This window comes from Dyella sp. 2YAF14 (assembly GCF_052114725.1).
GTDB lineage: Bacteria > Pseudomonadota > Gammaproteobacteria > Xanthomonadales > Rhodanobacteraceae > Dyella.
On sequence record NZ_JBFRFH010000009.1, the window covers coordinates 134,854 to 149,901 of the forward strand.

General features: G+C 65.4%; 14 protein-coding genes. 1 reads left to right on the forward strand and 13 read right to left on the reverse strand.

Features of this window, described 5'->3' with window-relative positions; genetic code table 11:
- Positions 1-8: 8 nt before the first annotated feature.
- Together AB4Y82_RS14170 and AB4Y82_RS14175 are read right to left on the reverse strand one after the other, a co-directional pair.
- Positions 9-1,139 carry an efflux RND transporter periplasmic adaptor subunit gene (locus AB4Y82_RS14170; RefSeq protein WP_441604482.1) on the reverse strand — a complete coding sequence of 377 codons (1,131 nt, stop codon included), beginning with the start codon at positions 1,137-1,139 and terminating at the stop codon, positions 9-11.
- Between the two features lie 309 nt (positions 1,140-1,448).
- A complete protein-coding gene (locus AB4Y82_RS14175) occupies positions 1,449-1,913 on the reverse strand; it encodes a MarR family winged helix-turn-helix transcriptional regulator (protein ID WP_441604483.1) in 465 nt (154 codons plus the stop codon).
- Between the two features lie 74 nt (positions 1,914-1,987).
- Between AB4Y82_RS14175 and AB4Y82_RS14180 the strand changes: the two genes are divergently transcribed.
- Positions 1,988-2,509 (forward strand): O-acetyl-ADP-ribose deacetylase, encoded by a 522-nt coding sequence (locus AB4Y82_RS14180; protein ID WP_441604484.1) that lies wholly within the window; start codon positions 1,988-1,990, stop codon positions 2,507-2,509.
- Here AB4Y82_RS14180 and AB4Y82_RS14185 read toward each other — a convergent pair.
- From AB4Y82_RS14185 to AB4Y82_RS14235, 11 genes are all read right to left on the reverse strand, one after another.
- A complete protein-coding gene (locus tag AB4Y82_RS14185) occupies positions 2,493-4,190 on the reverse strand; it encodes a BatD family protein (RefSeq protein WP_441604485.1) in 1,698 nt (565 codons plus the stop codon). The genes AB4Y82_RS14180 and AB4Y82_RS14185 overlap by 17 nt on opposite strands.
- Entirely contained in the window at positions 4,187-6,103 is a 1,917-nt protein-coding gene (locus AB4Y82_RS14190) for a VWA domain-containing protein (RefSeq protein WP_441604486.1), read from the reverse strand. The genes AB4Y82_RS14185 and AB4Y82_RS14190 overlap by 4 nt, the downstream gene beginning before the upstream one ends.
- Positions 6,100-7,080 carry a VWA domain-containing protein gene (locus AB4Y82_RS14195; protein WP_441604487.1) on the reverse strand — a complete coding sequence of 327 codons (981 nt, stop codon included), beginning with the start codon at positions 7,078-7,080 and terminating at the stop codon, positions 6,100-6,102. The genes AB4Y82_RS14190 and AB4Y82_RS14195 overlap by 4 nt, the downstream gene beginning before the upstream one ends.
- Complete coding sequence (locus AB4Y82_RS14200) at positions 7,077-7,610, reverse strand: DUF4381 family protein (protein ID WP_441604488.1); 534 nt, start codon at positions 7,608-7,610, stop codon at positions 7,077-7,079. Before AB4Y82_RS14200 ends, AB4Y82_RS14195 begins: the two co-directional genes overlap by 4 nt.
- Positions 7,607-8,539, reverse strand: a complete 933-nt coding sequence (locus tag AB4Y82_RS14205; protein ID WP_441611417.1) for a DUF58 domain-containing protein — start codon at positions 8,537-8,539, stop codon at positions 7,607-7,609. The genes AB4Y82_RS14200 and AB4Y82_RS14205 overlap by 4 nt, the downstream gene beginning before the upstream one ends.
- Entirely contained in the window at positions 8,536-9,531 is a 996-nt protein-coding gene (locus AB4Y82_RS14210; RefSeq protein ID WP_441604490.1) for an AAA family ATPase, read from the reverse strand. Before AB4Y82_RS14210 ends, AB4Y82_RS14205 begins: the two co-directional genes overlap by 4 nt.
- A gap of 155 nt (positions 9,532-9,686) precedes the next feature.
- Positions 9,687-11,810 (reverse strand): type IV pilus secretin PilQ, encoded by a 2,124-nt coding sequence (gene pilQ, locus AB4Y82_RS14215; RefSeq protein WP_441604491.1) that lies wholly within the window; start codon positions 11,808-11,810, stop codon positions 9,687-9,689.
- Positions 11,811-11,864: 54 nt separating this feature from the next.
- Positions 11,865-12,401 (reverse strand): pilus assembly protein PilP, encoded by a 537-nt coding sequence (locus tag AB4Y82_RS14220; protein ID WP_441604492.1) that lies wholly within the window; start codon positions 12,399-12,401, stop codon positions 11,865-11,867.
- On the reverse strand, positions 12,398-13,081 hold the full coding sequence (locus AB4Y82_RS14225) for a type 4a pilus biogenesis protein PilO (RefSeq protein ID WP_441604493.1): 684 nt from the start codon (positions 13,079-13,081) through the stop codon (positions 12,398-12,400). The genes AB4Y82_RS14220 and AB4Y82_RS14225 overlap by 4 nt, the downstream gene beginning before the upstream one ends.
- Positions 13,081-13,803: a PilN domain-containing protein gene (locus tag AB4Y82_RS14230; RefSeq protein WP_441604494.1), complete on the reverse strand. Its 723-nt coding sequence runs from the start codon at positions 13,801-13,803 to the stop codon at positions 13,081-13,083. The genes AB4Y82_RS14225 and AB4Y82_RS14230 overlap by 1 nt, the downstream gene beginning before the upstream one ends.
- Positions 13,803-14,861: a pilus assembly protein PilM gene (locus tag AB4Y82_RS14235; protein ID WP_046972148.1), complete on the reverse strand. Its 1,059-nt coding sequence runs from the start codon at positions 14,859-14,861 to the stop codon at positions 13,803-13,805. The genes AB4Y82_RS14230 and AB4Y82_RS14235 overlap by 1 nt, the downstream gene beginning before the upstream one ends.
- Between the last annotated feature and the right edge of the window lie 187 nt (positions 14,862-15,048).

Here is a 15,048-nt window from a genome sequence, read left to right on the forward strand (position 1 = left end):
GTGCTGCCTCAGCCCTTGTCAGTCACGACGTGCACATGGGCGCCGTCGACCAGCAGCAGCTGGCCGTCCGTCACCACGGTCTCGTTGCCGTCCAGGCCTTTCTCGATGACGATCTGCGCGCCCGTCGTGGGGCCCGCCGTGACCATGCGCTGCTGCACCGTGCCGTCTGCATTGGCCACAAACACGAAACTGCCCAGCGGCGAGTTCTGCAGAGCCACCACGGGCACCGTCACCACATTGCTCAGGCGCGTGGTAGGCAACGCCACTTCCACGAACTGTCCCGGCGTAAGCCGGTCGTCGTCGTTGGCGTAGCGCGCCTTGAGCTGGATGGTGCTGGTAGTGGCATCCACCGAGTTGTTGATGAAGTCCAACTCGGCAGCCATCGGCGCTGACTTGGTGCCGGGGATATTCACGGCCACAGGCACCTTGCCGCGCGTCATGCTGGCCTTGATGCCATCCAGGCCCGTCTCGGGCACGGAGAAAGTCACGTGGATCGGGCGTATCTGATTGAGCACGACGATCGAGGTGTCATTGGCAGTGAGCTGCGCGCCGGGATAGACCAGCGGTGCACCGGCGATGCTGTCGAACGGCGCCTGGATCTGCGTATAGCTCAGCTGCGTGCGCGCCAGTTCCACGGCCGCCTGGTCGGCCTTCACCGCAGCGGTATAGATGCTCTGGTTGGCCTTGTACGTGTCGTAGTCCATCTGCGAGACGTAGCCCTTGCCGAGCAAGGGCTGGTAACGCTTGATGATGGTGTTGGCGTTGTCGAGCTGCGCCTGGTCCTTGGCGACATTGCCCAGCGCCTGATCGAGCTGCGCCTGCAGCAGGCTCGGATCGATGCGGATGATGGTGTCGCCCTGCTTCACCTGTCCGCCGGGCCTGAACAGCAAGGCCTGCAACTGGCCGCTGACGCGCGCCTGCACGTTCACCGTCGAAAAGGCTTCGGCGCGACCAATCACCTTCAAGGTGAGATCGAGATCGCCGCGATGCGCGCTGGCCACCTTCACCGGCACCGATGAGGGTGTGGCAGGCGTCTTGGCGGCGGCACGCTCGCCGCCGCGGAACATCTGCGCGGCCACGATCGCGGCGACGATGATCGCTGCCAGCACTACGAGTTTCTTGCGGGACGAACCTTGCATGATGTCTCCGACCACCCACCGCTACCGGCGCGCCCGTCATGCGCCGGGGCGCCGCCACAAAAGGCTGCGCTGCCTGTCCAAAAAGGGGATTGCCGCACCAAGCATGCCCTCGTACATGGGCATCCCTCACCTTCCCGGTGCGTCGCACCAGGCATTGTGATGCAGCCAGCGTCCGTGACCCGCACGACCGACAGCACTTGGCAAATCGTCCGCCGTCAGGCAGACGACATGTTCATCGCAAAATAGTATGGCGGCAGCATGACGCACACCTGCCATAAGGCCTGGGCCGGGGCTAGCTGGGGCGTTGGATCAGACCTCGCCGTCGTCGGGGCTTGCCCCGTTGTCCAGCGCCTGCAGGTTTTCCTTGATGCGGTTGAGCACGCCCAGCGCCTGCTCCAGCTCAGGCACGCTGATACCCTGGGTGGCATCCTTGCGTACACCCTTGGCGATCAGCTCCATATCGGCGATGACGCCGCGCGCCTGGTCGGTGACGTAGAGCCGCCATGCGCGGCGGTCCTTGGGATCGGGGCGACGCTCCACGAAACCGGCAGCCTGCAGGCGATCGATCACCCGGCCCACCGCGATGGGCTCCATTTCCAGCGATTCGGCCAGCTCGGTCTGGCGCAGACCTTCGCGGTGGTAGAGCATCTTGGTGGCCCGCCACTGGGCGCGGGTCAACCCGAATTTCACGGCTCGCCTGTCGAAGTGCTTGCGGAACAGCAAGGTGACATCGTTGAGCAAATAGCCAAACGAAATGTCTTCTGCCTTAGTCATGGCGATGGGTCATTCCCTGCGGGATGGTGTCGTAGCCCAAGCATACGTCGCAACTATTTACGAAGCCAAGGCCTATGAACATAGACATCATTGTCGGCGACATTACCGCACTGGACGTGGATGCCATCGTCAACGCCGCCAACAGCGCGCTGCTGGGCGGCGGCGGCGTGGATGGCGCCATCCACCGGGCGGCGGGCCCGAGGCTGATGGAGGCCTGCCAGGCCATACCCGAGCTCAGCCCCGGCGTGCGCTGTCCTACCGGCGAAGCGCGCATCACCGCCGGATTCGACCTCAAGGCACGCTACATCATCCATACCGTCGGCCCGATCTGGCTGGGCGGCCAGAGCGGCGAGCCTGAACAGTTGGCCAACTGCTATCGGCAAAGCCTGGTGCTGGCGACAGAATATGACCTCAATTCGATCGCCTTCCCCGCGATCAGCTGTGGGGTCTACGGCTATCCGCCGCATCGGGCCGCGCGGGTGGCCGTGCGCAGCCTGCTGGATGCGCCGCAGGGCGGTCCATCAGAGGTGCGGGTCTGCTGTTTCAGCGAGGACATGGCCGCCATCTGGCGCGAGGCGCTCAGCGACGCACATTGAACGGATAGAGCGGCGGCAGCGGCGAGGCGTTCGACGCTTGCGCCAGGGGCTGCCACGCAAATCCATTTTTGAACGCAGCAGCGAGGCGCTCGTCCAGCCCGGCATCGTCCGCGCCGGCATAGCGTTTGCGCTGCAAGGCATCGATGGCTTCGCGTTGAGCTCCTGCAGACAAAGCCAGGGCGAGTTCACCGAGATTGCGTAGCGCAGGCCTTTCCGCCTGGGCCCAGGCGAGCAAGGAGGCCGCCTGTCCTGCCGCATCCTTGCCACGGGCAGCAGCAAGAAAGGCCGCGCGCAGATGCGATGCCGTGGCCTGGGTTTCCCGTGGCGGCGCATTCGCCGCCAGCCCGCCGCGTCGACGACGCCAGATCAGCCAGGCCAGCACCGTCAGTACCCACAAGCCGAGGCTGGCGAAGGCGATACTGCGCCACCAGGTGTGTTGCACGACGACGGTGGCCTGCGCCGGCGCGACTTCGACAGGTATGGCGTTGCTTTGCGGCGTGGGCGCTGCCGACGCCGCTGGCGCGCCTGCCGCCGCCAGCACGTTGAACGTCTGCGCCGGAATGCGCGCTGTTTCGGCGTGGTTCTCCACCACGTTCCACCAGGTGAGCGTGGTTTCCGGAATGCTCAGCTTGCCGGCGCGATTGGGCACCACGGCGAAGCTCTGCTGACGACGCCCCACCAGCCACGGGCCTTCCACGCGCGTGCCATTCACCGGCTTGTCCGGATACACAGTGGCGCCGTCGAGCGCGGGCAGGCTGAGCGCAGGCAAGGCCTCGTACGGCAGGCCGACGGCCTGCACGTTCATCACCAGGTTCAATGGTTCGCCCACATGCAGATCGCCATGCGACGGGCCGCCATCCAGCGTGAGATTGAGCGAACGCGCAGGCAACCATGCCGCCTGCGCCGCCTGCGTGGGAGCCGGCCGTACATCGATGTCCACCAACGGCGACGCCGCCGTGATCGGCGTGCCGTTGCCGAAGAAGGCGTCGGGGTTGGCCATGTTGACCGACTCGCCCTGGAAGGCCACGGCTGGAATCTGCAGATGGCCTTCGCGCTGTGGCGTGGCCGCGTAGCGGCGCTCGATCACGTTGTAGCGACGACCGCCCCGCTCCGCCTGATAGGTGATTTCATCGCCGAGGCGACGGAAGTCGATGCCGGTTACTTGCGGGTCTTCCAGGGCACCGCTGGTCAGATCGGTGGCGTAGAACAAGCGCACCGTATAGACGATCTGCTGGCCGACATACGCGCTGGCGGGATCGACCGTCGCCTCGACGAAGACGTCCTTGCGACCCGCCGCTGCTGCGCTGGCATCGGGCTGCACCACCTCCAACGCCACTGGTGCGGTGGTCCCGCCGGCAAAGGACAGCGCTGGAATGCGCAAGGTGCCCACACGCAGCGGACGCAATGCCACGCCCACCGTAACCTGCGCGGCGCGCTGGCCGTTGATGATGCTGATGCTGGTGTTGCTTGAAGAGCCAAGCACGGCGAAGTCCTGCGACAACGCGCTCAGGTCCGGTGTGGCCGCCATGGCTCCGCCACTGGCGCGCAGATTCAGCGTGACTGTCTCACCAAGCTCCACGCGGTTGCGATCCAGCGTTGCCTGCACGTCCGCGGCGAACGACGCCAGCGGCCACAGGCACGCGAGGCAAAACAGCAAGATACGAAGATAGCGGGCCTTCACTGCGAGTCACCTTCAGACGGCGATGCGCCACCATGGCGCTGCCGGTATTCAAGTTCGAACTTGCGCCGTAACAGCGCGCCCGGATCGTCAGGCACGCGCTGCAGCGCCTGTCGCACATCGGCAGGCAGTTTCGATTGGGCGTCGTCTTTCTCGATGGCGCCAAGTTCGTGGGTGCCGTCGCGCGCTTTCTCGTTGGCTTGCTGCTTGCCCAGCGCCTCGTCCATCTGCTTTTGAAGCGCCTGTTGCGCCTGGGCCTGGCGTGCGCGCTCCTGCGCCTGTTGCTCGGGCGTCTGCGGCTGATTGACGCCTTCCTGGCCGGGCGACTTGTCCATCGTCTGGTTGCGCCCCTGCTCGCTCTGATCGTGGCTCTGGCCTTCCGAACCGCCGTGCGCATCCTGCGAGGACTTGCCTTGGCCCTGGTCCTGTTTGCTCTCGTCGCGCTGCTGGCCCGCCTGGCCTTGTGCATGGTCGGGCGGTGTAGTCGAGGGACCCGAGCCTGCCTTGCCCTTGTTGTCCTTCGCACCGTTGTCGTTCTGCGGATTCTTAGGCTGATGACGCATCCAGTCTTCCACCGCCTTGCGATTGGCCAGCGCATCGGCGTTCTTGGGATCGGCCTTGAGCGCTCGATCGTAGGCATCCAGGGCGCCTTGGTAATCGCGCTGCCTGGCCAGCGCATTGCCAAGGTTGTATTGCGCGTCAGTGCCCGCCAGCGGGCGCAGCTGATGGCCTGCCGCGGCGTAGTCTCCGGCGCGATAGGCGGCCGCTCCACGCAAGGCGGGATCGCGCGCCAACTGCTCGGCACGCCTGGCATCGCCCTGTTGCAACGCCATGGCGGCTTGTTGATCGGGGCGACGCCACAAATCGCTCCACGTGCTCGCCTGTGCAACACCGGGCATCGCGGGCAGCAACGCCAGCGCGAACAGCATCAGCCAACCACGGCGGAACGACGTGGCCGCCAGCGGCAGCAACAACAGCAGCAACCATGGCCCGCGATCCTGCCATTCGTCGCCGTGCAGATCGGCCGCAAGTGTTGCCGGTCCGCCTGCGCGCAGTTCGCCATCGAGCGCGCGTATGTCGCGATCATCATCGGTCATCGGCACGTATTGCCCGCCGCCGCTGGCGGCGAGTGCGCGCAAGGCATCGTCGTTGCGCCGCGCGAGCGTCACGCCGCCTTGCGCGTCGCGCTGGAAGCTGTTGTCCGACAGCGGTACCGGGCCACCTTGCGCAGTACCGATGCCCAGCACCGAAACGCGCACGCCATCGGCCAGCGCCTTGCGCGCGGCAGCCTGCGCCGCAGCATCGGCATCATCGGTGACCAGCACCAGCGAGCCGCCGCCGACCTTGGCGTCGTGTATCAGGCTGACGCCGCGTTCGATGGCCTGGGCCGGATCGTCGCCATCGACAGGCATGGTATCGGGCGAGAGTGCCGCCAGCAGATCGTTGAGCGCCGCGCCATCGGAGGTCAACGGCGCCACCACGAAGGCTTCGCCAGCGTACGCAATCAACGCGTTCAGCCCATCATGATTGCTGGCCAGGAGATCTCGCACCTTGTAGCGCGCGCGATCCAGCCGGCTTGGTGTCACATCGCGCGCCAACATGCGCTGCGACAGCGACACGGCCACCACCTGGGCGGCGCGTTTCGCATACAAGGGTTGCGCCACGCGGCTCCAGGTGGGTCCTGCCATCGCCAGCGTGACGAGCGCCCAGCCACAGGCCAGCAACCATGGCGTGGCGCGCCTGCGCACGGGATTTCCTGTCAACAGGAACGGCAACAACTCCGCATCGACCAGGCGCGACAGTTGTTCGCGCGCACCGTGTCGCCCTGCGGCAAGCGCAATCAACAGCGGCAGCGCGCAAAGAGCGAGCAGCCACCACGGCCGCAGGAAATGAAACTGCTGCCATGCCTCGCTCATGCAAACGCCTCCCGGCGGCGCACATGCGGTGCGAAGGCGAGCAGCCATGCCAGCACGGCGAAGCCCAGCGGCCAGCGGAACAACTCATGGCGCGGCCGCAGCGAAGGGCCTTGTTGCGGCATCGGCTCCAGAGCATCGATGGCGCGATAGGCATCGGCCAATTGACTGGCATCCGTAGCGCGGAAATAGCGACCACCGGTCTGCGTCGCCATGGTGCGCAGCATGTTTTCGTCCAGGTCCGCCGACGGATTCACCGTATGCGTGCCAAACAAATCGGGAATGCTCATCTCCGTGGCGCCGATGCCGATGGTGTAGATGCGCACGCCCGCGGCTTTCGCCGCATGCGCGGCATCGAGCGGCGCGATATTGCCGGCGTTGTTGACGCCGTCAGTCAGCAGCACGACTACGCGCGCCTGCTCCGGCAAACCCGCCAGCCGCTTCACCGCCACGCCGATGGCATCGCCAATCGCCGTTTCGGTACCTGCCAGGCCCACGGCCGCGCCCTGCAGCTGAGCGCGCACGGCCTGCAAGTCATAGGTGAGCGGCGTTACCAGGAAGGCTCGGCTGCCGAACAGGATCAAACCCATCTCATCGCCGCTACGACGCCCAATGAAATCGCCGGCAATCGCTTCCACTGCGCCAAAACGGCTTACCGGCTGTCCGCTCAACTGCATGTCATCGGTACGCATGCTTCCGGATAGATCGACCGCCAGCATCAGGGCACGTCCGCTGCGCTGCTGGGCCTGGGGGGGACCCACCCATTGAGGGCGCGCGGCCGCGCCCAGCAGGGCCAGCCATGCGAGCACGAGCAACCACATGCGCCAGCCGCCGCGCCCCTGTCGCTCGGGCGTGTCCAGATGCACGCCCGGATGAGGAATATGCAGGGCCTGCCCCGGCGAGGCGGGACGCAGCCACCAACGCAACAGCCACGGCAGCGGCGCCAGCACGATGACCCACGGCCAGACGAACTCGGTCATGGCAGCATCCCGCTCGCCTTGCGGCCGCCTAACGCCTGACCCGACGATCGGACGCGGTGGCGCCACGCCAGCTGCAACCAGCGGCGCGTGGCGCCTGCCGCGGCATCGGGGTCCAACGACGTCGTCGGGCGATACATGGCTGCTTCCAAGCCGTGCAGTTGCTCAAGTGCGATGGCGTCGACGGGCATCCGCGCCAGCGTCTGGCGCCAGGCATCACCACGCTGCTGAGCGGCAGCCGGATCGATGCGCAGCGCGCCGCGCCGCAGCAGCTGGTGCAAACCACTGGCGAGCGCCTGCGGTTGCTCGCGACACGACGACAGCACCTGGTCCACCTCGGCCAACACGCGCCGTTCGTCGCCAGCACGGCGGCGCTGTCGACGCCACCACCAGATGGACACGCCGACGGCGAGCAGTCCCAACACCATCAGGCCCCACCATCCGGGCGCCAACGGCCACCATGAGGGCGGCGGCGGCAGATGGATGTCGCGCAGCAAAGGGCCGTTGGCCGGTGCGGCGGCTGGCGCGCTCATCGACGTACTCCGGGCGCCAGCAGCGACATCACGGCATCCAGCGGATCGGCGGCGGTATCGATGGTGCTGTGCGGCAGGCCGAGCGCTTGCGCCATGGCGTTGAGTCGGCTCTGCCCTGCGCCGAGCGCCTGCTGGAACTCGCGGCGCTGACGCCCGCCAAACAGGGCCACTTCGCGGCGGATGCCATCGTGTTCCATCGGATAACGCCCTGCGGGCGGCAGCCCCAGCTCCAGGGCATCTGCCACCACCAGCACGCGGATGCCCGCCTTGTGCGACAGCTTGAGCAGGTGACCCTGCGCACCGTCGTCGCAGCTGAGCCCGTCGCTGATCAACAACACGCGATTGGCGCCATGCATCAGCCGCCCCGCGCGCAACAGCACATCGGACAGCGGCTCGCCCGGAATGGGCGCATAGCTGGCATCCCAATCCGCCAGCGCACCGCAGACGGCGAGCGCACCGCGCGTGCCCGACTGAGGCCGCAGCATGCGGTGACCGTTACCAAAGGACATCAAGCCTACCCGCTCACCCGCGCGCACGGCGTACCACGCAGCCAGCGCCGCAGCACGCGCAGCCTGCACGGATTTCAGGCGTACACGGGTACCAAAGCGCATGCTCTCATGGGCGTCGAGCAGGATCAGCAAGCGACCCTCGCGTTCCTCCTGGAACAACTTGGTGTGCAGGCGGCCGCTACGCGCGGTCAGCCGCCAATCCATGCGTCTCACATCGTCGCCCGGCTGGTAGACACGCGATTCGGCGTAATCCATGCCGCGGCCGTATAGACGGCTGGATTGCTGGCCCGAGCGCATCGCCCGGCTTTCCAGCCTCGGCAGCGCCGCTTTGGCGACCCGTGCGCGCAAGGCCACCAATTCGGCGAGGCGGACGCTCGTACGGCCATCGCCGTCCGGTGTGATGGGAGCAACGGCACTCACGGCAGGGGCACAAGATCCAGCACGCGGCGTATCACCTGATCGCTGCGAACGCCTTCGGCCTCCGCCTCGTAGCTGAGCAGGACGCGATGGCGCAGCACTTCGTGGACAATGGCGTGCACGTCCTCAGGCAGCACGTAATCGCGCCCCGCCAGCCAGGCGTGGGCGCGAGCGCAGCGATCCAGTGCGATGGTCCCGCGCGGGCTGGCGCCCCAGGCGATCCAGCGCTTGAGCTCGGCGCCATAGACGCCCGGTTCGCGCGTGGCCAGCACCAGTTGCGTGATGTATTCCTCCAGCGCCGGGGCCATGTGTACATCCAGCACCGCGTCGCGCGCACTGAATACATCGGCCTGGCTCAGGCTCGGCCGCGCCACCGGCACCGGATGCAGGCTCCTGCGCGCCTGCTCGCGGGCCAGCTGCAGGATGGCCAGCTCGGCAGCCGCGTCGGGGTAGCCGATGGTCACGTGCATCACGAAGCGATCGAGCTGCGCCTCGGGCAACGCAAACGTGCCTTCCTGCTCGATCGGGTTCTGCGTCGCCATCACCATGAACAGCTCCGGCAGGCGCCAGGTGCTGCGCCCCACGGTGATCTGGCGCTCGGCCATCGCTTCGAGCAGTGCCGATTGCACCTTGGCCGGTGCGCGATTGATTTCGTCGGCCAGCACGATGTTGTGAAACAGCGGGCCTCGCTCGAACTCGAAACTGCCTGCTTGCGGACGAAACACGTCGGTGCCGGTGAGATCAGCCGGCAGCAGGTCGGGCGTGAACTGCACGCGGTGGAAATCGGCCTCGATGCAGGCTGCCAGCGCCTTGACGACAGTGGTCTTGGCCAGGCCCGGGGCGCCTTCGACCAGGAGGTGACCATCGGCCAACAGGGCCACCAGCAGGCAATCGATCAGGTGCGGCTGGCCAATGACGCTGCGTTGCAGCTCATCGCGCACACGCAGGAAAGCCTCTTGCAGGCTGGATGAGGTGGGGGCCTCGGGCATGTCCATCGGGGAATCCATCAAGGTTGAACGTAACGACAGACCTTAACTGGCTCCGGAAGTTTACTACCCATGACTTCCGGCCCCCATCGAGCGCGGCTCGCGTGCCCAAAACAAAGGGGCGGCCGAAGCCGCCCCTTTGCCTTATTTCAGTGAAACCGCGCTTATTGCAGGCTTTCGCTCAGGATGCGCGGGGTCACGAAGATCAGCAGCTCCGCCTTGTCGCTTTCGCGCGTTGTATTGCGGAACAGCACGCCCAGACCCGGGATATCGCCCAGACCAGGCACCTTGGTGGCGTTGTTCTGCTTGGTGATCTCGTAGATGCCGCCCAGTACCACCGTCTGACCGTTGTCGACCAGCACCGAGGTGTTGATCTCACGCGTGTCGATCTGCGGCACTTGGCCACTGCCCGGCACGGTGATGAAGTCCGCCAGAGCGTCCTTCTTCACGTTGATCATCAGGTAGACGCGGTTGTCGGAGGTGATGGTCGGGGTGACCTTCAGCTCGAGGACGGCGTCCTTGAACTGCACGGTCGCTGTACCGCTGCCCGACGCGCCGGTCGCGCTGTTCTGGTAGGTCACGTAGCCGATTTCCTGACCCTGGCGGATCACTGCTTCCTGCTGGTTGGCAGTGATGACGCGTGGGCTGGAGATCACTTCGCCACGACCTTCGGTCTGTGCGGCCGAGAGTTCGAGGTCCAGGGCGTAGTTCTTGCCGAGGATGCCCAGGGCGAAGCTGCCGGCCTGGGTGGTGGTCGGTAGATTGACGTTGATGCCACCGGCCGTGCCGTCACCATTGGATGTGCCACCCGTCGAAAGCGTCTGGCCGCTCGGGTTCACCTTCTTGGCCTGCACACCGAACTTGGCGCCGAGCTCGCGGGTGAAGTTGTCCGTTGCGATGACGATGCGCGACTCGATCAGCACCTGCTGCACCGGCTTGTCCAGCACGGCGATGAGTGCACGCAGCTCGCGGATCTTCTGCGGGTTGTCGTTGATCAGCAGGGTGTTCGTACGATCGTCGAACGAGACGCTACCGCGCGATGACAGAAAGCCGCGCGAGGCGTTGCTGCTGGTGCCGCCACCGCCCGTGCTCTGCTGGCTGCCCGTGGTCAGCAGCTTGGCAATGTCCTTGGCCTTGCCATAGCTGATCGGCACATAGTCGGTGACCAGCTCGGCGTTGTCCTCAGCCTTCATGCGGGCATCGGCAATGCTCTGCTCGTACTTGGCCAGCTCTTCCTGCGGCGCAATCCAGATCACGTTGCCGTTGCGGCGCTTGTCCAGGCTCTTGGCGCGCAGCACCACGTCGAGGGCCTGATCCCACGGCACATTGACCAGGCGCAGCGTAACGCTGCCACCCACCGTATCGGAAGCCACCAGGTTGAGACCGGAGATATCAGCCAGCAGCTGCAAGGCCGAGCGCACCGGGATGTCCTGGAAGTTGAAGGTCACGCGGTTGCCCGTGTAGACCGGCTCCTGGCCCTTGGCCGCGATGGCGTCGGCCTTCGGGTCCTTTTTCCTCGGCGCCACTTCCACCACGTACTGGTTGCCACTCTGGTAGGCCGACGTATCGACCACACCCTTGGTGCTGATTTCCATATGCGCACCGCCACCATTGGACTTGGTGACGATCGACTGCACCGGCGTGGCGAAATCAAGCACGTCCAGACGCTGGGCCAGATTGGGCGGCAGGTTGGCGTGGCTGATATCCACGATCACCTTGTCACCCTGATGCTTCATGTCGGCGCTGGCGCCGGCAGCACTGAAGTCGATCAGGATGCGGCCTTCGCCATTGGGACCGCGGCGGAAGTCGATGTTGGACACCGCCGGGCCGCTGGCCATCGACGGCAGCGCCTTGGACGGATCGATGTTCGATGCCGTGGTGGTGGTCTGCGCATCGGTACCGTTGTTCACCGTGAGCACGAGGCTGTTGCCCTCGACGCGGGAACGGTAGGTGGAGTCGCGCACCAGCTCGACCACGACGCGGGTGCGGCCGCCGGCGGAAACCGCCGAGACGCCGGTCGTTGCACCCTTGCCGATATCGAGATGGCGAGCCGCCGCGTTATCGGTATCGGGGAAATCGACCGCGATGCGCGGTGGATTGCCGGTGGTGAAGATCTTCGGTTCCGGCACCGGACCCTGGGCGAAGTTCAGATGCAGCTCGACACGGCCACCTGGCAGCGTGTCGTAGCTGATGTCCTTCAGGGTGCTGGTGGCCGCAGCCGCCGCGTTCGACCAGGCGGCGCCCAGCGTCAGCAGGCCCACAACCACATAACGGCTAGCCTGGCGCATGACACTGCCCCGAACGGTTTTGATTTGGTTGGTCATTGCATCAGCCCCTGTTTCTTATTTCTCGCTGAGCGCGATGCTGGCGGAACGTTCCATCCAGCCACCGTTGCCATTGGATACCAGTTCCACCAGGTCGATATGGTCATCGGCTACCGCGGTGACCCGACCATAGTTCTGGCCCATGTATTCGTTGCGATGGACACGGTGGATCACGCCACCGGGGTCCTTCACGAGCACTTCCGTTGCGGCACCTGTCCCCACGGTGCCGACCATCTTCAAGCTGTCCAGCGCAAACATTTCCAGCGGCTCCTTGGCGCGGTTTTCATCCGGCCGTGGCCCCGTGTTGGCGCTGCCCTGGAGTTCGGCCGTGCTCGGGCTGAACGGATCACGCTTGTCCTGGTCGTTGTACTGGAAGGTCTCGAACGTCTTGATGACGGGCAGCGGCGGGATCGGCGCGCCCTTCTTCTGCTTTTCCTGGGCGACCCACTGGTGGAGATCGTCCTGCCCGCTACAACCGGCGAGCGTGAGGACGACACCCAATACCAGCACGGCTTTGCCCATGGAGGCAGGCTTGATGGCAGCGAACTTGCTCATTTCTGCCCTCCCGTGTTCGCGGCCGGCTTGCCGTGCGTCGACTTGGCGTTGGCTGCCTTGGCGGACGCGCTTTCGTCTTCGTCCAGATAGCGATAGGTCTTCACGGTGCCCTGCAGTACCAGCAACCCGTTGGCGGCACCCTTGGCGCCTGGATTCTTGGGCGTGAGCGACACGTCGTGCATGGTCAGGATCACCACGCGCGGCAGCGAAGCCACGCCGCTGATGAAGGTGCCGAACTGGTGGTAGGTGCCCACCATGCGCAACTGGATCGGCTTTTCCGCGTAGAAGTCTTTCGGCGACTCCGGACCGGGCTGGAACAGCTCGGTTTCCAGGCCGGCCGACAGCGCCGTCTGCGAAACGTCGATCAGCAACTCGGGCATCTCGGTCTTGCTGGGCAGCTGGCGCAGCAACTGGCGCAGCATGTCCTGCATCTCGTCAAGCTGCTGCTGGAGAGCCTCGAGATTGACCGCCTTGGCCTGCTTGTCGGAGAACTCTTTCTTGAGCTGGTCTTCCTTGGCAACGGCCAACTGCAACTGGTCCTGCTGGTCGCTGACGAAGAAGTACCAGCCGCCCAGCACGATGAGGGCGAGCAGCAAACCGGTAAAGAACATCTTGACCGACTTGGGCCAGCCGCCGATGTTGTTGCGGTCCAGGCTCTGCAGATCATTGAGGAACTTCATTACTTGGCTCCTCCGTTGGCTGCAGGGGTCGCGGCGGCAGGGGCGGCGGCCGGCGTAGCCGGGGCTGCCACGGTCGCGGCCTTGGCAGGCTGCGCGTCATGGGCCGCGGCCGGCTGAGCCGTGGAGCTGGCGGAGGCCGGTGCATGACCTTCGCTGGAACCATCGCCGTTGTCGTCACCCTTGGGCCGGCTCAACGCCACATCCAACCCGAACGCGTACGGCAGACGGCTGTCGCCATGCGTGTTCTCGGTCTTGCGCAGATCGGCATGCCCCATCCACTGCGAGGTCTCGATGTTGCGCATGTACTCGGCCACGCTGGCGTTGGATTGCGCCACGCCATCCAGCGTCATCGAATCACCGGTCTGCTTGAGACCGTTGAGGCGGGCGCTGGCCGGGATCGTCTTCACCAGCTCGTCGAACAGATGGACCATCTGCGAACGGTTGGCCTGCAGCTGCTCGATGATCTGCTTGCGCGCGAGCAGGCTTTCGCGGACTTTTTCAAGGTCCTTGATCTTGGTGATGCGCTCGTCGAGCTGCTTGATCTCGCCCTGCAGATAGGCGTTGCGGTCGTTCTGGCTGCTGATGCGGCCATCCATCCAGCCGTACCACACCAGCACGGCGAGCACCGCTGCCACGGCAGCCGCGCCCAACTGCATGAAGAACTCGCGCTCGCGCTGCTTGCGGCGCTCGGTGCGCCACGGAAGTAGGTTGATGTGTGCCATCAGTCAAAGCTCCTCAGCGCGAGGCCGACCGCGATCATCAATGCGGGGGCGTCCTGTGCCAGCGACTGGGCCTGCACGCGAGGCGACAGCGACATGCGCGCCAGCGGGTTGGCCACCACGCACGGCACGCCAAGCTGGTCTTCGAGCATCGGACCGATGCCTTCGATGGATGCGCAACCGCCAGCAAGCACGACCTGGTCGACCTTGCTGTATTCGCTGCCGGCGAAGAAGAACTGGAGCAGGCGGCTGATCTGCTGCACCAGCGATTCCTTGAACGGCTCCAGCGCCTCGCTCTCGTAAGAGTCGGGCAGGCCACCCTTGCGCTTGGCGCGACCGGCTTCCTCGTAGGAGAGGCCGTAGCGGCGCATGATTTCGTCGGTGAGCTGCTTGCCGCCGAACACCTGCTCACGCGAGTAGATGGTGCGCTGGTTGCGCAGCACCGACAGCGTGGTCATGGTGGCGCCGATGTCGACCACGGCGACGAGCGCGTCGCGACCGACGTTCAACTGGTCGGCCACCATCGCAAACGCGTTTTCCATGGCGAACGCTTCGACGTCGATCACCTTGGCGGACAAGCCACCCAGATCGAGCGCGGCCACGCGCATGTCCACATTCTCGGTACGCGAGGCGGCCAGCAGGATGTTGTTCATTTCGGGGTTGTCGCGGACCGGACCGAGGATCTCGTAGTCCAGGCTGACTTCCTCGATCGGATACGGGATGTACTGGTTGGCCTCGACCTGGATCTGGCCTTCCAGATCATCCTCGGACAATTCGCTCGGCATCGGGATCACGCGCGTGATGACGGCGGACCCGGCCACCGCCGCGGACGCGTGCTTGAGCTTGGAACCCGAACGCGCCAGCGCACGCCGAATCGCCTCGCCCACGGCCTCGACCTCGACAATATTCTTTTCAACTACAGCGTTGGGGGGCAGTGGCTCGACCGCGTAATGCTCCACGCGATAGCGACCGCCGGCCTGGCTGAGTTGCAGCAACTTGACGGCCGTCGAACTGATGTCGACGCCAACAAGTGGCGGCTTCTTGGGTGTAAAGAGCCCCACGATGTTCCCCCTTGCCCCTGTGCGTCCAGACTCAGATTGGTCTGATGCGCATCGGCATTTAATCCAAAAATTAACGTATTGGCAACGGCCTACGAGCTTTTTCTCGACTCATTCGCGTGACGGCATCCACAGGTTGGGCGACTGGGCCACTGGCCTGCTTCTTGCTGTGACGGGCTCGGTTCATGCC